The following is a 16,918-nucleotide window of genomic DNA, read 5'->3' as shown; positions in this document are numbered from 1 at the left end:
CCCGAAAGCCCATAAACAGAGCTCTTTGAACAGCCATTCGTACCCGAAAGCCCTCAAACAGAGCTCTTGGAACTGCCTTTCGTACCCGAAAGCCCATAAACAGAGCTCTTTGAACGGCCTTTCGTACCCGAAAGCCCATAAACAGAGCTCTTTGAACGGCCTTTCGTACCCGAAAGCCCTCAAACAGAGCTCTTGGAACAGCCATTCGTACCCGAAAGCCCTCAAACAGAGCTCTTGGAACAGCCTTTCGTACCCGAAAGCCCTCAAACAGAGCTCTTGGAACAGCCATTCGTACCCGAAGAGTACCGAACAGAGCTCTTGACACTGTCATTCGTATCCGAAGAGTACCGAACAGAGCTCTTGACACTGTCATTCGTACAAGAGGAGGAAGGTTTTTTACGAAACAGGTGCTTCTTCGGCCACCAAAAGGCTCCGAAGCGTTGGATAAGTGAAGAGATGTGGGTAATTGAGCACCATCACGGCCACGAAATATTCGCGCGGAAAGTCATCGAACACGCCATGCTGCGCTACGTATTCCATGAACTTATTGTGCTTGTTGTCAAACTCGTGGAACATGCTGTCGTGAACCCCGTCAAACTCTAGCGGTTCTACATTGAAGAGCATGCACAATTCCTTATTGAATGCAGGCGTGCATTTCACCCACTTGCCATCAATATAAAGTTGGGTAATGCCGTGCATGGCAAAGACATCGCTCTTCAGCATCTCCACAAATTTCTCGCTGCTGATGTGGTTGATCACATCGGCAAACTCCAAACGCGATGGAATGCCAACTGCACGGGCGCAAGCGGCCAGAAAAATGGCCTTATCAATGCAATGGCCATCTCCAACCGATAAAAGATGACTTGCAGTCACCTCTTCGGGCTTCATGCGCAAGTTGTAAGGGTTATAACGGAACCCATCACGAACAGCATAATACAGCTTGACCGCTTTTTCCTTGTCTGTTTTTGCATCGCCAATGCTTTTCTTGGCAAATGCAACAACTTCGGGGTTGTCGCTGTCTAGGTAGAATGTCGGTTTTAAATGTTCGGGTCCGTAAGATGCCATGTGTTGCAGTTAAGATCTTCAAGGTTTTCGAAAAACTTGAAGATCTGTGATGATTCAGTTATTAGGAACAAAGGTCGGCTAATTTAGTTCCTCACAAGCGTTCCATTATTGAGTTTTCAGATTTGCACGGAGGATTTTTCTTGGAGTTGGAAATCCCCACCAGAATCCCCCGCCCTTCGGGCACCCCCTTTAGAAGGGGGACGGGGCTCAGTGGGTTGATTTGATGGAAGGCAGAAACCCAGAACAGCATCATTCTATTACTGAGCTTTCCAGTCCGCACGGCCTCCATCCTCCTTTGCAAAGGAGGTGCCAAGGAACGAGGCGGAGGATTTTCTGATGAAGTCGATCTAATAACCAATAACCAGTAACAAATCCCCAAATTTGCCCATCATGATGGATGAGTTAACAGCACGATTGTCTGAGCGGATGGCAACGCCCTTGCCAGGACTTGTTGCGCAGCTGAAAATGGCCAGCGGACTTCGCGCCAAGGCAGCTGCATCCTTTAATATGGATGTGAAGAATGCCAAGGTGGGAGCGGTGCTCATTGCGCTTTATCCCGATAATGGAGTGATACGCACCGTGCTGATGAAACGCCCCGATTACATTGGTACACACAGCGGACAGATCAGTTTTCCTGGAGGGAAAGTAGAGGAGAAGGATGCTGATATCATTCAAACTGCCCTTCGCGAAGCGGAAGAAGAAGTGAATATCAAACCCGATGAGGTTCGGGTGATAGGCCAATTGACGCAGCTTTACATTCCGCCAAGCAATTTTCTGGTTCACCCGGTTCTGGGCATCTTGAGCAAGCCACCATTGCTTATTCCAGACCAGCACGAGGTCGAATCCATTCATGTTCCTGAGCTGAGTTACCTGCTTCGCGATGACATCATTGACGAAACCGAGATAGTGCTCAGCACAGGATTCAAACTCAAAACGCCATCGTTCAAAGTGGATGGTCACATCGTTTGGGGCGCCACGGCCATGATCATTGCCGAACTGAAGGAATTGATGATTGAAGCTGGAATGTGATCGGAGCAGGAGTTTAATCTTCTGTGGTTGCTATTTCCTGTGCCTAGGAGCTGAATGACCAAGGGTTTTGTAGCTAACGGTGCCGACACCCGATAATAATTATCTTCGCGTTCCTTCTTAGGGTTCAACATATGTCAAACTCAATCACACAGCAAGCAATTATGGTATCTGATCTGGCCGAGAATCTGGTCGGTTCTGAGATCATCAGAATTGCTGGCGAGATCAATGCGCGTATTGCTAACGGAGAGGATATCACCAATCTTACGATCGGAGATTTCGACCCGAAGATCTATCCGCTGCCAAAAGGCTTGCTCAACGAGATCATCAAAGCCTACGAAGATGGTCATACCAACTATCCGCAGGCCAATGGCATGGAAGTGTTGCGCAAATCAGTAAGTGATTACATCCAAACGCAACAGAACCTTGATTACGACAAAGAGGATATCCTCATCTCTGGTGGCGCACGTCCGCTGATCTACGCCATTTTCAGGGCCATCGTGAATGAAGGAGATAAAGTGATCTTTCCTGTTCCAAGCTGGAACAACAACCATTATACATACCTGAATTTTGCTGAGCCTGTGGTCATTGAATCGCGGCCAGAGAATAAGTTTCTGCCAACGGCAGAAGATATTGGACCACATGTTGAAGGCGCAGCGTTGATTGCCTTGTGCTCTCCGCTCAATCCAACAGGAACATCCTTCACCAAGGCTGGTCTTACAGAGATCTGCGACCTGATCATTGCCGAGAACAAGCGAAGAATCGGTCAAAAACCGCTCTACCTTCTTTACGATCAGATCTACAGTGCACTCACATTGGGTGGTACCAAGCATTTCGATCCCGTATCGCTTAGACCTGAAATGCGCGAATACACCATTTTCGTAGATGGCATATCAAAGGCATTTGCAGCTACTGGCGTTCGTGTTGGCTGGTCATTTGGACCGAACAAGGTGATCGGTAAAATGCGTGCCTTGCTAAGTCATGTTGGCGCATGGTCGCCAAAGCCGGAACAGATTGCTACTGCAGCCTTTCTGAATCGCCCAGATGCAGTGGAAGCTACCATTCAGAAGCATAGGGATATGATCTCTGAACGGGTGAACAAGCTTTACAACGGGTTTTCTGCACTGCGCGAGGTGGGCTATCCTGTAGATGCCATTCAGGCAGATGGAGCCATGTATCTTACCGTAAAGATCGATCTGATCGGGAGAACAACACAAGACGGAACCTTGCTGAAAGATGCGCAGGACGTTACCATGTTCCTCATTACCGAAGCAAAGGTCGGAATCGTTCCGTTCTACTGTTTTGGCGATTCGAGGCAAAGCCCTTGGTTCAGAATATCCGTAGGTACGCTGAAAATTGAATCCATTTCTGTGGTGATCGATAACCTGAGAAAAGCCTTAGGTCAATTTAAAAAATGAGCAAACGTAATTCGAATCACTATGTAGTGATCATGGCTGGTGGAGTCGGTTCCCGATTCTGGCCAATGAGCCGTACACCACATCCAAAGCAGTTCATAGATATACTTGGAACAGGACAGTCGTTGCTACAGCAGACCTACGAACGGTCTAAAAAAGTAGTTCCTACCGAGAATGTTTTTGTGGTGACCAACGCTGATTACAAAGACCTTGTAGAGCAGCAGTTGGAAGGAATTCAACCATCTCAGATACTTCTGGAACCAGCACGGAGAAATACGGCCCCGTGCATTGCTTATGCTGCTTTTCGCATCAAAGCCTTGAACCCAGAGGCAAGTATGGTGGTAGCGCCTTCCGATCATCTTATCCTTAAGGATGATGAATATGTAGATCTGGTAAACCAGGCACTAGCGGAGGTAGATAAGAACGATTCGCTCATTACCCTTGGCATAACACCAACGCGACCTGATACAGGCTACGGATACATTCAGTTTGAGGAGCAACCAGATGATAAGGGTGTTCATAAGGTCAAGAGTTTTACCGAAAAGCCCGATCTGGCCATGGCCGAAGAGCTGGTGAAAAGCGGTGAATTCCTTTGGAATGCTGGTATTTTCATCTGGTCTGTAACAAGCTTTTTGAAGGCATTTGAAACACACATGCCAGAAGAGTTTCAATTGTTCAATGATGGTGCTGAGCTCTTTAACACCGAAGAAGAGAACAAATTCATCCAGACCGCCTATATGCAATGCAAAAGCATTTCCATCGATTACGGCATCATGGAAAAGGCCAAGAATGTATTCACTATTGCGGCAGATATCGGTTGGAGCGATCTTGGAACTTGGGGCTCATTGTATTCATATTCGAATAAGGACGAAGAAGGACACGTCATTCAAGGAAGAAACGTGCTTACTTACGATTCTAAGAATTGCATTGTGAATGTTCCGAAGCACAAATTGGTGGTGTTGCAGGGCATGCAAGACATGATCGTGGTAGAGAATGATGACATTCTCCTGATCTGCCGTCAGCAAGATGAGCAGCAGATAAAACGAATTGTGAATGACGTGAAGGCTACCAAAGGCGAGAAGTTCGTTTAGGAGCATTCGTATTTGCATGGCGTCAAATTTTTTTGACGCTTTCCGTTCCATCTATTTTCTGTTCAAGATTTCGCTTACATTTAATCCATGACGCGAAAACTCCTAGCTGAAATTCTGGGCACGTTCGGGCTTGTATTTACAGGCTGCGGTGCTGTTGTGGTAAACGATCTGACTGGCGGTGCCATTGGCCATCTAGGCATTTGTACTGTTTTCGGTTTAGTGGTTATGGTCATAGTATATTCCTTCGGTGATGTTTCGGGGGCTCATGTAAATCCTGCCGTCACCATTGCATTCTGGCTATCGGGAAGGTTTCCCTTCAAAGAAGTGGCGCCATACATTGCTGCGCAGTGCCTTGGCTCTATTGCTGCAGCTGCCCTGTTGCTTTATCTGTTTCCGGCAGACTCAACTTCCTTGGCCACTACATTGGTTTCAGGTAGTGTAATGCAATCTTTTGTGCTAGAATTGGTCATCACCTTCCTGCTCATGCTCATCATCATTATGGTAGCAACAGGTTCAAAGGAAGTTGGAACACTGGCAGGCATTGCCATTGGAGCAGCCGTGGCTGTGCTAGCATTACTGGCGGGTCCTATTTCTGGTGCATCTATGAATCCGGCCCGATCGCTAGGGCCAGCGTTGGTCTCAGGGAATCTCCAGCATCTGTGGGTCTATTTCGCTGCCCCAATTATTGGAGCAGCGCTGGCAGTACCCGTCAGCCATTTCCTCAAAGGGCCAAAAACCCTTTGATCATTTCATTCCCATAGAGGAATTCCGATCAATTACTGGCAGATCTACAGCAGTAGGATGAGCAGCATCATGGTAAATTTCCCATGATCCACCATTCGGATACAGATTCTTGAAGTTGTAGGTGTCTACACCTGCTAAGCGTATCTGAATGCGATGTCCTTTTTTGAAGAGATGGGACGTAGGTAGAAGATCGAACGTCAGTAGTTCGATTTTGGTAGTGTCCATCAATTCAGCGTCTGCTTTTTTGTAGCTGTGATAAGGAACCACGTCTTTGTAATATGGCGCATCTGCTTGCAGTTTTCTGTGCGCAAAACGGAATTGTCCATCGGTCACTTTCCAAACGTTTCCATTCTCATCCACATCTTCTAAATAGGCAAATACAGAACCATCTGGCGTACTGCTTTTAAGATAAAGACTCACTATAGGGTGACCAGTAACCTCCATGTCTTCGGTAAGGACCGGTGCACTGAACACTACCGTAATGCTATCCTCAGATGAAGCATTAGCGTACGTAACCCCATTGTGCGATGTATCGAAGTTCCAACGGCAGTCAACACCAATTGCATGCGAAGTATCAACCGTGTAAGGGGTAAAGCTTTCCTGTGTGGAATTGGCAGTCCAACTGGCTTCACTATTTGACGAAAGAAACAAAGGCGTCCGCTCTGCAGGAATAGGCCAAACATCGGCTGTATGCCATGCATCTTCTACCATGGTGTAGTAGTAGATCCGTGGCGATTTGTCCAGGCCATTGTCCATTCCCTTCAGATGGAAGTCGAAAAACCGTACAATCTCCTTCACATCATCGTGTTGCGATGCGTTGGCCATGGTCGGGCTCACGTTAGCACCGCCTCCATGGTTCCAAGGGCCCAATCTCAAACGATTCTGTCCGTTGTCCAAGTTGATGAACTGTCGGATGGCAGCGTGCGAAAATGCTGCATCCCACCAACCGCTCCAAGAATAAACGGCAGCACCCGAATTTCTGATCCTGTCGGCAAACAGATGAGGCGACATCACATCTCGAACCCGAAAACTTCCGTTCAGCGTAAACACATCATCCATGTATTCGGCAGTTCCGCCTTCTGTTCTGTGGTAATGGTTGCACGTATGCTGCGACCATATTTGCCCCATGTCTTTTTTGCTATACCCTTTCACGCGCTCAACACCATAGGCAAGTTTTGCGCCTGGAGACTTTCTTGTTTTTGGGATGATATTCTGATCCAATGTTTCGCAGAAATCTCCATACTGGCTAATGAATTGGTGGAAGTAAATGCCTCCAGGTGCCGAAACGTCATCGTAAATATCCCAAATGGAATAAGTGGGAACGATGGCTTTCAGGTTCGGATGTTCGTTATAGAGCGCATACATTGCCGTATTTCCGATGTAGGAAACGCCTGTGGCACCAATGTTTCCATTGCACCAAGGCTGTTCCACCACCCAATCGATCATGTTCTTGCTGTCCATCACTTCGCGCATGTCGCAAAGCGTCAATGTTTTCTCGCCTTCAGAGGCACCGCTTCCACGAACATCAACAGTCACAAGCCCATAACCGTATTTGGGAAGCTCTAACACGGGAAAATTGGCCGTGTGTGGCACAATATCCACCATTCCTGAAAAGGGCCATTTCAGCCCAACTCCACGCCAGTATCGCGTTTGAAAAAGGATTCCCGGAATCTTTTCTCCTTCTTTCAATCCTTTCGGTAAATACACGTTAACGGCCAATCGGATGCCGTCATCCATGGCCACATAGTATGTTTTTTTGGTGTGGCCTTTATACTGCATTTCCCGCTGGTAAGCAGGTGCGGCTACTTCTGTGCTGGTGGTGTCCGTTCCGAATGGAGCATAGGTGTAACCAACGCTGCAAATCGCAACGCCAATTAAGGCTAAAATTAACTTTCGCATGATGTGAATTAGGGGAGCACAAAAGTACACGCATCCAATGTTTATTCTTGGCTATCAGGTGATTCACTGGTCGAATTTTATCATTTTGCGACATAATTATGGGCAAGCGGATATTAATAGCTCCTCTCGATTGGGGTTTGGGTCATGCAACACGCTGCATTCCAATTATCCGTCATCTTTCGGATACCGGACATCAGCCCATTATTGCAGCATCTGGCAGGCCACTGGCGCTTCTTAAGGCTGAATTTCCTAATGTAGAATCCATCAATTTTGAAGGCTACAACATTTCCTATCCTGAAGGAAGCGGCATGGCTTGGAAAATGTTCCAATCGACCCCGCACATTCTAAGAAGAATAAAGGAAGAACATGTTGAACTTGATAAGCTGATTGATGAGCTACAGTTGGATGCCGTCATTTCAGATAATCGCTTCGGACTTCATACCAAAAGGATTCCTTGTGTTTACATGACCCATCAGGTCATGATCAAGGCTCCTTTTTTTGAGCTCATGTTGTATAGGATGCATGTCGATTACATGCGGAAGTTTTCGGTGCTGTGGATTCCAGATTCGGAAGTGAACGGACTTTCCGGTGATCTATCTCATCGATTTCCTGTTCCTAGAAATGGAAAGTTCATTGGTCCACTTTCACGGTTTCAAGCATCGCATATTGAGCTGAGAACGGATGTTCTCGTCATTATTTCAGGACCAGAACCGCAGCGCACGCGATTCGAAACATTGGTTTTGAATCAGTTGAAGAAGTTTGATGGTTCGGCAGTTGCCGTTTTGGGAACACCGGATGCAGCAGTAGATAGAGTGGAAGGGAAGGTGAGAATCGTATCGCATCTGAATGCTGCGCAGTTGGAACAGGAAATGGCCGCTGCGCGATTGGTGGTTTCCCGTTCAGGCTATTCCACCATTATGGATCTGGCGGCTTTGGGCAAGCAGGCTGTTTTTGTTCCTACGCCCGGACAGACCGAACAGGAGTATCTGGCCAACAAGTACCATCGAGATAGAACACATCAAATGATGCGACAAAGCATGTTCAATCTGCAAAAAGCGTGGGACGCTAAAGATGGTTTCAGCGGGTTTGAAACCCAAAGCAGCGGAACCTACAAAGCTGAAATTGACGCGTTCATCACTTCGCTTTCTTAAGCGTAAATGAGAATGTCGTGCCCGAATTTTCTCCAGTGAGCGACCGCACATTAATGGTCTGCTTGTGGGCATCCATAATGTGTTTCACGATGGAAAGTCCCAAACCTGTTCCACCAGCATGTCTGTCTCTGGCCTTGTCAACGCGATAAAAACGTTCGAAAAGACGAGGTAAATGTTTGGGGTCAATTCCTGGTCCATCATCAGCAACCTCGCAAAGAATATTCTGGTCCATGTCGTAGAAACGGAGTTTGATCGATCCATCCTTCGACCCGTATTTTATGCTGTTGTCCAACAAGTTGATGTACACTTGACGAATCTGATCGCCATCGGCCATTACATAGATCGGTTTGTCGTAGCGGTCGTTGAAACGAATGGAAATGTCGCGCTTATCGGCTTTCATTTCCTCCATTTCCATTACCTCTTTGGCCAGCTCTACAATATTTACGCGTTGAATATTCAATTCCAATCGACCTGATTCCAATCGTGAGATCACGTCCAGATCTTCAACCACAGAGATCAATCGTTCCACACTTTTATCTGCGCGTATCAGGAACTTCCTATTTATTTCCTCATCCTCAAGTCCTCCATCGAGCAAGGTGTGGATGTAACCTTGAATATTGAAGATCGGGGTTTTGAGTTCGTGCGAAACGTTGCCAAGAAAATCCCTTCTGTATTCTTCCTGCTCAAGCAGCGATTGAATTTCCTGTTGTTTGTTCTCGGCCCATAAAACCACATCCTTGTTCACGGTTTCTAAGGCATCGCCATCGTCTTTCAACATTCCTTTCAACTGCGATTTGGGCGTTTTAAGGTTATGGATGGTCTTGTAGATCAGTTTTATCTTCTCGTAAATAAACTGATTGACCACGTAGCGGATCATAAGGAAACTTGCAGTTAACGTGATCAGCAGCATGACGGCCGAACGCACCGGATTGAAATCTCCGAATAGAAAGAGGTCTACGATGCCAAGCACAACCGTAAGCGTTACCGAAATAACGATGGCGGCAGAGGAAACAAGATTGCGTTGAATAGGGCCTTTCACTAGCCCAAAGTTACTGCTCGAATTTGTAACCTACGCCCTTTACGGTTTTAATGGCCTTATCACCGATCTTTTCTCGGAGTTTTCTCACGTGAACATCAATGGTTCTGTCGCCAACTACAACCTGAGCGCCCCAAACAGAGCTCAGAATGTTGTCGCGGGTAAAGACGTGACCAGGTTTGGAAGCCAAAAGTGCCAGTAGTTCGAACTCTTTTTTAGGAAGCGTGATTTCTTTTCCGCCAAGCTCAATTACGTACTTGTTGCGGTCTATTTTCAATCCCGATTCGGTTTCGAATACCTGATTTTGGTTAAGCGGATTGTTTCTGCGCAGCAGTGCTTTTATGCGGCTGATCAGCACGCGTGGTTTAATTGGTTTGTTGATGAAGTCATCTGCACCAGCATCAAAACCGGCAATTTGCGAATAGTCTTCATTCCTTGCGGTAAGGAACGCGATCAGCGTGTTTTTCAATCCTGGAAGATCGCGCAGCTCTTTGCATGTTTCTATGCCGTCAAGGTCGGGCATCATCACATCCAAGATGATCAGATCTGGACTGACTTTTTGAGCGATATCAATGGCTTTTCTACCCGAAGAGGCCACATGAACATCAAAATCCTCTTTCTTAAGATTGTATTCGAGAAATTCGAGGATGTCTTCCTCGTCATCTACAATTAAGATTGTTGGGTTATCCTTCATCTTTGGCTTGTCTGCGCTGCAAAATTGGACATCTTACAGCGATGAGGTGTTAATATACCATTAACATTCGTTCAAATGTATGGTCAGCCCAAAATGGTGAGCAAAACCTCTTCAATACGGGTACTGTCAACTTGTGTGACGGTAAATTCAAACGGTCCTACACGAATTACTTCATTCAAAGCGGGAATGCTCTGATGATGTTCGATAATGAAGCCTGCAAGGGTGGAATAATTATCAGATTCTGGAAGTCCGAGATTGAATTCCTGATTGATGTAATCAATCTCTAATCTGGCTGAAAGACGATACTGATTGTCGCTCAATTTCTCTTCCGTCAGGTCTTCTTTGTCGTGTTCGTCTTCAATGTCTCCGAAAATCTCTTCGATGATGTCTTCTACGGTGATCATTCCAGCGGTTCCACCGAATTCGTTCAGAACCACGGCAACACTTCTGCGCTGTTGGCCAAATTGTTTCAGAAGGTCTTTCACGCGTGTACTTTCCGGCACTAAGCTAATTGGTCGGATAATGCTGTTGATGCTGCTAGGCCGTTGAAAAAGCTCGAATGAATGTACATAACCGATGATGTTGTCTATCTCATCCCGATAGATCAAGATCTTGGAAAGACCGGTGTCAACCAATTTGGCTTTTAGGTCAGCGATGTCAGTGTCAATATCCACCGCCACGATCTCCGTTCGCGGAATCATGCATTCACGCACCTTTATATCGCTGAAGTTCAACGCATTTCTGAAGATCTGAATCTCGCTGTCTACCTCATGTTCTTCGTCACTTCCGGTAAATTCATTCACGTATTCATCCAGATCAGAACGGCCAAAAGTCATTTTCTCCTCATTCAATTTGACCTTGAATAAGGCAGAAAGTATCTGTTTGGAAAAACGGTCGATGACCCACACAAGAGGATAAAGTAGCACGTAGAAAACCTTTGCAGGAACTGCAAAAAGATCAAGCATCCGGTTCGGGTTTATTCTGAAAAATGCCTTCGGCAAAAATTCAGCGGTAACCAGAATCAGCAACGTAGAAAGAATGGTCTGTACAACTAGAATGATGGATTCGGAAGGTGTAAACGTCCTAATCCATGGCTCTAGGATTTTGGCCATCGTAATACCATAAACGACCAGCGCAATATTGTTTCCTACGAGCAAGGCGCTGATGAAACGCGAGGGCTGTTCTAGAAAACCACCAATGATGGAGCCGGAAAGATGTCCTTTCTTACGGTCAACCTCAATTTTGAATCTATTGGCAGATACAAACGCTATTTCCATGCCCGAAAAAAAGGCGGATAGCACAAGACAGATCAGTATGATAACCAGATAGCTCACTTGTCTTTGTTTTCCTGTTGCTTTTCGGACTGCTCAAATTTGAGGCGTTGCCTTCTTCTGAATGCGAAGAACACACCAGCGATGAGCGCACCGCCAAAAAACCACTTAGAATGAGTCCAACCAGTTTGATTGAATTCGTATGCGCCCATGATCATGGAGAACAACCCGATCAGCAGCCATGCCATTTCAAGGATCTTCAGTACTCTTAGCATCTTTCAGATTTATGGTTCCTTTAATTTTTTTGATTCGATACTTGGTAAAATCCTGATTGGATTCGAGCCCGTGGCCGAAGATAACTTCATCCTCGGTTGTGATCTTCACAAATTCTTCTGTTCGGATCTTTTCCGTCTTCTTTTCCCAGATCAAATGTTCCGTATTCAACGTTTCTCCCTTCTTATTTACCACTACCACATTTTCCTTTGCTTCCATAACATCGGAATTCTGGTAACTGATGGCATAGTTAGAGCGAAGTTCAGATTCCACCGTTCCATCGGGATTGAAAAACCTTACATGCACTCCGTCAGTCATTTCAAGGTATGGATTTTCACCTAAAAATCGCTCCAAGTGCTTGGCTTCGAGAATCACCTTCAAAATGGCAGAATCTGAATAAATGATGCGGATGTCTTCTGCAACTTCCACCGGTTTCAGCTCCGTTTCCACAATGGCACTTACTTCCTCCATGTCGTTCACACAGCTACTGAACAGGAGTACAAAAAGAAAAAGGCAAGAGAACCAGCGTTCTCCTACCTTTTTTTTGAAAGTTCGATTTTGGATATCAGTCCACAAAACGGGCAGTGGTCTCAACACCTATCCAACCACCAACGGTTACTTTGTCTCCAGCCTGAAGGCCATAAAAGAAACAATCTTTCGTTGTCGGGTAGTATTTTTTGCAGGAAGCAATTTTCTTGTTGGCTTCATCAGCAATGGATCCGTCAACAGATTTTGCTTTTCCGAACATATCTTCTGCAGCCCAAATACCATATTTCTGGTTACAAGCATTGTCGCCACAGCTAGCAGATGTGCCAAGATAGAGATCGCCAATGTAGATGAACGGCTCTCCCCAACCAGCCTTCATGGCAGCAGCATCTTGTGCTGTTGATCTGGCTTTGCTGTAGTTCTTCTGTGCTCCATAAACCTTTGCCAGTTTCAGCATTTTATCTGCTTTAGAGCTTTTGTCTTCATCCAATTTTACCGACTCTTCCAAGTACTTGGTGGCCAACGCATCGTTTCCTTTACGTGCATGACCTTCGTAAAGACCATACGCTGCAGTTGCAGATGGATCTAACTTGTAAAGAAGTTCAGATGATTTGAGATACAGGTCGTTTCCAGTCCAACTTCTCTTGGTCATCATGGTTACAACCTTGCTAAGAAGAGCAGCATCATCTGGTGTTGCATCGACTTTAGGAGCCATCAGCCCAACGTACTGATCTTCTTGAGCAATACGCTCAAAGTTTTGGTCGATGATGCCAGCTGCCTGATTGATTTTCTTCAGGTCAGAATTGTTGTCCTCAGTGGCATCAGCTGGAATCTTTTTCCTTTGGGCATCGAGAACTGCTGATACCTCGTCATAGAGGTCATACATTACATCAATCTCTATTTTTTTGGCAACCAATTGTTTCATGCCTGCCAAATAGAGTTTCATCAATACATAAGGGTCTGTTTCCAGTTTATCTGCCTTCAAAGACTCCATCAATGTATTATATGCATCTGTGAAATCATCTTCCGCATAATCGTACATGTCCATTCCTTTTCGGCCAAGGGCATAACCTTTGTCACTCGGGTAAAGCTCCACTCGTTTATCATATACCATCCAAAGGGTATCCAAATAGGCTTTCTTCAACTCAGGGTTTGCCTCATTTGCTTTTAGCAAGGCTTCAACAAGTGTTGGGCCGTTGATGACAATATTTTTGGATGATTCAGGGCAGTTAGCGAATACCCATCGCCAGCCTGGCATGGCATCGAAATAATTCTTTTGTCTATAATATTCACGGTAAAGCGAAAGGTTCTCTTTACATTTTTCTGGATTGTCTCCAAATTTCTCCTCCTGCGCATAGCCATTCATCGTTCCGATAAGCAGCAGTTGTACAAGAACAAGCATCAGGATGTTGGTAAGTGTAGAACTGTTTTGTTTCATGATCATTCGTATTTGCGTTTAATAAACCATCTATCGTTTAAAGTGAATCCAAGTTTGAAGTTCCAGTAGTTTTCGAGTAGAAGCGAACGGCTTGTAGTACCGCGTTGTCCCCATTCTACTGCAAAGTTTATCATACTCTGCACGTACTTGTTTCCTCCTGCTCTGATTCTTCTCATTGGGAACCCAAAGCCAAGAGTCATGCCATATTGTGGAAGTTGTACTCCTTTGAGCTTGTATTGGCTCATGGAATAATATCCGCCAATGCGATAATGCATCTTACCGAAGTAGGCGAAAAATCCACGATTGGTTTCTGGAACAGAAGGTTTGAATTCAATTCCTGCGGATGTTTTCCAGGCATCTGCAAGCGAATCATTTTTGCCATAGGCGTCTTTATAGGTACTCCAAAGTTCTTGCGAATGCTCTACACCAAAAAGCCATTTCTCTCCCTTTTTCCAACTTACACCAAAGCCATATTTCCATGGCATGGTTATGCTACCACCTTTAATGACGTTATAAATGACCGTGTCTCTATGAAGGTCTTCTCCATAAGTAGTGAGCGTGTAAGTGCGACCAAGCAAGGTGCTGTTTGCTCTCACTTTCATCGGGTGCGCGAAGGTTGATCCAAAGGTCAGAACGTCTTTCCCACCCTTTACAGCCAAAGTATATTGAAGTCCGTAATCGACATAAAATCCGCCAACATCCGTGTATCGTTCTGTTTTCACATTGAAATAATTGGCATCGCTGAATTCCAATCGCTGGATTCGGTTTATCCTTCCGAACAGGTAGGAAGCGTTGATTCCGACAGAAAAATTCTTGAAAGGTTTGAGGCCCACACCTACGAAGAACTGATTGATGCCTCCATTTCCTTGGAATTTGTAATCATATTTGAATTCATCCCCAACGTCTGTTCCGAATGCGCCTGTTGTGTCAACATTAGAATCGGTTGCAGAATAATTCACACTGCTGAATTCACGAAGTCCGAAAGCACCGCCCCACCATTTTGTGACCGGAAATCCGAATGCGAAATAGGCAAGATTTGCCCTGTTCACATTTTGTGATGCAGTAGCTGAAGAGATTGTAGCAATGTTGCCATAAACTGCCACATCAAAAGCTGTAAATCCGATGGATGTATAAGATGCCGGATTCTGGAAGTTGACCAGATACGGGATGCTGTCCTCACGCATAGCAATGCTCATTCCACCAATGCCAGAAGAGCGGATGTTGGAGCCGTTGTTCAAATTGCCTAGTCCATATCTGGCGTAGGGAGAATTGTTTGCAGGTTGACTTACCGCAGAAAGACTCCATCCGCATAGGACAAAGACTATCAGTGTTCGGATGGCCGAGCTAGGAATTATGTAGGTAAATTTCATTTATGCCTCGTAGGACGAGCAAAAGATCCGCAAAGATGTGAGTTTTAAGTTCATTTACAAAAAAGGGTAGATCGCCACCGGTTCCTACCGTTTTTAAGTTTGGATGTAACGTTTGCATGGTCTCGATCATTGCCTGAATTTCAAACATCATTCCTTGCTGAACGCCTAATCTCAGCGCATCATTGGTCGAACGACCAATGGGGCCATTTATTTTCTCTGGTTTAAGCGCTGGCAGTTTGGAAGTGTAATTGTTCAGTGAGGCGAATCTCATTTGAAGGCCAGGAGAAATATTTCCGCCTTCGTATTCGCCATTTGCTGTTATGAATTCATATTTGATACAGGTGCCAATGTCAATGGAGAGAACCGGACTGCCTGGAAATAAGCTTTTGGCGCCTATGGCTGCACATAGTCTATCAATTCCCAAGGTTGTTGGCGAACTATATTTATTAACGATCGGAACAGGAGTGCTTGAGTTGATCATCAAGGCATTTTTAGACTGGCAGAAAGATGCAAAATCAGATGATAGTTGAATCACGCTCGAAATGGTGATGTCATCTTCTGCGTGAAATGTGATCAACGACATGAGTGCATTCAGGTCCGATTCAGGCGTCATTCCTGATTCTATCACGTCCTTATGATCAAAACGCGCCCACTTGATCCGTGAGTTTCCGATGTCAATTGCCAAGTTCATTCGTGTGTAAAGGTAGCGAACCCACTTTTCGGATATTAAAATTGCCTATGTTGAATTCGAAATATTTTTACATTTGCAGCCCTCAAAAGAGGTACCATAGCTCAGTTGGTAGAGCAACGGACTGAAAATCCGTGTGTCGCTGGTTCGACCCCAGCTGGTACCACCCAACCGGATACTTCCAATTTTTCAGGGAGTGTCCGGTTTTTTTTCGCTGAAACCTGCGTCAATACTGAGACACAGCGCGAGTGCGTCATTTATTTTGGTGGTTTGACATTTATTTTGGTTGATATCCATCGTGGCGTTCTTGTACCACACATCGCAGTCTAAAATACCAGCGAATAGAGTTACTTAGTAGCTTGATTGGTTCTGGCATTATTCAACACGGTTAAATAGCGTTGTATTTATCGCCAGTCCATTTTGGCAACCCGAGAACCGTGCTTCGAATTCTGATCTTCCTTTTGCTTTCCTTCGGCTTTGCGGAGGCGCAGACCATTCGGCAACAGATGGGCATACCACTCAACGATTCGTTGCTGAATAAAACGCACGCAGAACGTTATAAGCTTCTGCACGGATTCTACGACAATAATCTCGTTTTGCCACAATTAGACACGGTGGTAGTTGAACAGGTTCTTGCAGATGTAGGTCGGTTCGCCAAAAAGCATGATGACCAAGATCTGGTCAGAGAGCTGCGATACATGCGTTTGGTTGTTCAAATTCTTCATACAGATCGGATGAAACGCATCCGATTATTGGAGCATCGATTTGAAGAGATAAAGAAATCCGGAAAATCTTGGGAAGTGTTTCTGTACTCCTGGCTGCTTGGAAGTCAGCTATTAGACACAAGGGGGAAAGCAGACATGGGACTCTATCTGCTTACCGATGCCTCTGAAACCCTACATAGAGGATATCGACATCCTATTGAACGGTATTTGAACTACTTCTCGGCACAGCCTATTATTCATATAATGACCTGAAAGGGGCCAAGAAATACTTTGGCCGAGCTTTGAAGGAGGCCGAGCGCGATACGCTGTTTGGAATAGACATCCGGGTGCTCAATACGCTCGGTTTGGCGTATCGAAAAATGAACCTGCTTGATTCTTCAGATCTTTACCTCAACCAAGCTTTAGCTATCAGTTTGAAACCGATGCAATAAGAACGCAGGCCGAAAAGTCGTCTCATTTAGAACACAGCGTGCCTTTGTATCTCACGTCAAGTTTCACGTTTGACGATGCAGAACACATGCGCGCCATGTTTGCCGATGAAGTTGA

At 45.5% G+C, this 16,918-nt stretch carries 18 protein-coding genes and 1 tRNA gene; 9 read left to right on the top strand and 10 right to left on the bottom strand.

Annotation, left to right across the window (positions count from 1 at the left end):
• The coding region (locus tag K9J17_18165) for a hypothetical protein (protein MCF8278657.1) at positions 1-322 on the top strand (322 nt) is incomplete at its 5' end.
• Between the two features lie 74 nt (positions 323-396).
• Here the strand turns inward: K9J17_18165 and K9J17_18160 are convergent.
• Positions 397-1,065 (bottom strand): transglutaminase family protein, encoded by a 669-nt coding sequence (locus K9J17_18160; GenBank protein MCF8278656.1) that lies wholly within the window; start codon positions 1,063-1,065, stop codon positions 397-399.
• Between the two features lie 390 nt (positions 1,066-1,455).
• On the opposite strand from K9J17_18160, the gene K9J17_18155 reads away from it, so the two are divergent.
• The 4 genes from K9J17_18155 (at position 1,456) to K9J17_18140 (ending at position 5,341) form a co-directional block, all read left to right on the top strand.
• The gene (locus tag K9J17_18155) at positions 1,456-2,094 is read left to right on the top strand and encodes a CoA pyrophosphatase (protein ID MCF8278655.1); all 639 of its coding nucleotides are present in this window, start codon (positions 1,456-1,458) and stop codon (positions 2,092-2,094) included.
• 158 nt (positions 2,095-2,252) lie between these two features.
• Complete coding sequence (locus K9J17_18150; GenBank protein ID MCF8278654.1) at positions 2,253-3,509, top strand: aminotransferase class I/II-fold pyridoxal phosphate-dependent enzyme; 1,257 nt, start codon at positions 2,253-2,255, stop codon at positions 3,507-3,509.
• Entirely contained in the window at positions 3,506-4,597 is a 1,092-nt protein-coding gene (locus tag K9J17_18145; GenBank protein MCF8278653.1) for a mannose-1-phosphate guanylyltransferase, read from the top strand. The genes K9J17_18150 and K9J17_18145 overlap by 4 nt, the downstream gene beginning before the upstream one ends.
• 87 nt (positions 4,598-4,684) lie before the next feature.
• Positions 4,685-5,341: an MIP family channel protein gene (locus tag K9J17_18140; GenBank protein MCF8278652.1), complete on the top strand. Its 657-nt coding sequence runs from the start codon at positions 4,685-4,687 to the stop codon at positions 5,339-5,341.
• Here K9J17_18140 and K9J17_18135 read toward each other — a convergent pair whose 3' ends face one another.
• Positions 5,342-7,240, bottom strand: a complete 1,899-nt coding sequence (locus tag K9J17_18135; protein ID MCF8278651.1) for a CocE/NonD family hydrolase — start codon at positions 7,238-7,240, stop codon at positions 5,342-5,344.
• A gap of 98 nt (positions 7,241-7,338) precedes the next feature.
• Here K9J17_18135 and K9J17_18130 point away from each other — a divergent pair, with 98 nt between their 5' ends.
• Positions 7,339-8,391 (top strand): glycosyltransferase, encoded by a 1,053-nt coding sequence (locus K9J17_18130; protein MCF8278650.1) that lies wholly within the window; start codon positions 7,339-7,341, stop codon positions 8,389-8,391.
• Here the strand turns inward: K9J17_18130 and K9J17_18125 are convergent.
• The 8 genes from K9J17_18125 to K9J17_18090 form a co-directional block, all read right to left on the bottom strand.
• A complete protein-coding gene (locus K9J17_18125) occupies positions 8,375-9,430 on the bottom strand; it encodes a sensor histidine kinase (GenBank protein ID MCF8278649.1) in 1,056 nt (351 codons plus the stop codon). The genes K9J17_18130 and K9J17_18125 overlap by 17 nt on opposite strands.
• A gap of 10 nt (positions 9,431-9,440) precedes the next feature.
• The gene (locus tag K9J17_18120; protein ID MCF8278648.1) at positions 9,441-10,121 is read right to left on the bottom strand and encodes a response regulator transcription factor; all 681 of its coding nucleotides are present in this window, start codon (positions 10,119-10,121) and stop codon (positions 9,441-9,443) included.
• A gap of 83 nt (positions 10,122-10,204) precedes the next feature.
• Entirely contained in the window at positions 10,205-11,455 is a 1,251-nt protein-coding gene (locus K9J17_18115) for a hemolysin family protein (protein MCF8278647.1), read from the bottom strand.
• A complete protein-coding gene (locus K9J17_18110; GenBank protein MCF8278646.1) occupies positions 11,452-11,667 on the bottom strand; it encodes a hypothetical protein in 216 nt (71 codons plus the stop codon). The genes K9J17_18115 and K9J17_18110 overlap by 4 nt, the downstream gene beginning before the upstream one ends.
• Positions 11,642-12,136, bottom strand: a complete 495-nt coding sequence (gene lptC / locus K9J17_18105) for an LPS export ABC transporter periplasmic protein LptC (protein ID MCF8278645.1) — start codon at positions 12,134-12,136, stop codon at positions 11,642-11,644. The genes K9J17_18110 and lptC overlap by 26 nt, the downstream gene beginning before the upstream one ends.
• Before the next feature lie 94 nt (positions 12,137-12,230).
• Entirely contained in the window at positions 12,231-13,589 is a 1,359-nt protein-coding gene (locus K9J17_18100; GenBank protein ID MCF8278644.1) for a hypothetical protein, read from the bottom strand.
• A gap of 2 nt (positions 13,590-13,591) precedes the next feature.
• Complete coding sequence (locus K9J17_18095) at positions 13,592-14,959, bottom strand: hypothetical protein (GenBank protein ID MCF8278643.1); 1,368 nt, start codon at positions 14,957-14,959, stop codon at positions 13,592-13,594.
• Complete coding sequence (locus tag K9J17_18090) at positions 14,934-15,650, bottom strand: type III pantothenate kinase (GenBank protein ID MCF8278642.1); 717 nt, start codon at positions 15,648-15,650, stop codon at positions 14,934-14,936. The genes K9J17_18095 and K9J17_18090 overlap by 26 nt, the downstream gene beginning before the upstream one ends.
• Before the next feature lie 90 nt (positions 15,651-15,740).
• Between K9J17_18090 and K9J17_18085 the strand changes: the two genes are divergently transcribed.
• From K9J17_18085 to K9J17_18075, 3 genes are all read left to right on the top strand, one after another.
• Positions 15,741-15,813: transfer RNA gene (locus tag K9J17_18085), tRNA-Phe, on the top strand.
• Positions 15,814-16,084: 271 nt separating this feature from the next.
• On the top strand, positions 16,085-16,624 hold the full coding sequence (locus tag K9J17_18080; protein MCF8278641.1) for a hypothetical protein: 540 nt from the start codon (positions 16,085-16,087) through the stop codon (positions 16,622-16,624).
• 29 nt (positions 16,625-16,653) lie between these two features.
• Entirely contained in the window at positions 16,654-16,803 is a 150-nt protein-coding gene (locus K9J17_18075) for a hypothetical protein (protein MCF8278640.1), read from the top strand.
• The last annotated feature ends 115 nt before the right edge of the window (positions 16,804-16,918 follow it).

The organism is Flavobacteriales bacterium (assembly GCA_021739695.1).
Taxonomy (GTDB): Bacteria; Bacteroidota; Bacteroidia; order UBA10329; family UBA10329; genus UBA10329.
Note: the sequence above shows the minus strand (reverse complement) of the source record. Positions and strands in the feature narration are given on the sequence as shown.

What these genes read in the sequence shown, in the direction of transcription:
- K9J17_18095 (MCF8278643.1), bottom strand. Translation starts at nt 14,959, where the DNA reads ATGAAATTTACCTACATAATTCCTAGCTCGGCCATCCGAACACTGATA.
- K9J17_18135 (MCF8278651.1), bottom strand. Translation starts at nt 7,240, where the DNA reads ATGCGAAAGTTAATTTTAGCCTTAATTGGCGTTGCGATTTGCAGCGTT.
- K9J17_18110 (MCF8278646.1), bottom strand. Translation starts at nt 11,667, where the DNA reads ATGCTAAGAGTACTGAAGATCCTTGAAATGGCATGGCTGCTGATCGGG.
- K9J17_18145 (MCF8278653.1), top strand. Translation starts at nt 3,506, where the DNA reads ATGAGCAAACGTAATTCGAATCACTATGTAGTGATCATGGCTGGTGGA.
- lptC (MCF8278645.1), bottom strand. Translation starts at nt 12,136, where the DNA reads ATGGAGGAAGTAAGTGCCATTGTGGAAACGGAGCTGAAACCGGTGGAA.
- K9J17_18160 (MCF8278656.1), bottom strand. Translation starts at nt 1,065, where the DNA reads ATGGCATCTTACGGACCCGAACATTTAAAACCGACATTCTACCTAGAC.
- K9J17_18140 (MCF8278652.1), top strand. Translation starts at nt 4,685, where the DNA reads ATGACGCGAAAACTCCTAGCTGAAATTCTGGGCACGTTCGGGCTTGTA.
- K9J17_18130 (MCF8278650.1), top strand. Translation starts at nt 7,339, where the DNA reads ATGGGCAAGCGGATATTAATAGCTCCTCTCGATTGGGGTTTGGGTCAT.
- K9J17_18155 (MCF8278655.1), top strand. Translation starts at nt 1,456, where the DNA reads ATGATGGATGAGTTAACAGCACGATTGTCTGAGCGGATGGCAACGCCC.
- K9J17_18100 (MCF8278644.1), bottom strand. Translation starts at nt 13,589, where the DNA reads ATGAAACAAAACAGTTCTACACTTACCAACATCCTGATGCTTGTTCTT.
- K9J17_18120 (MCF8278648.1), bottom strand. Translation starts at nt 10,121, where the DNA reads ATGAAGGATAACCCAACAATCTTAATTGTAGATGACGAGGAAGACATC.
- K9J17_18090 (MCF8278642.1), bottom strand. Translation starts at nt 15,650, where the DNA reads ATGAACTTGGCAATTGACATCGGAAACTCACGGATCAAGTGGGCGCGT.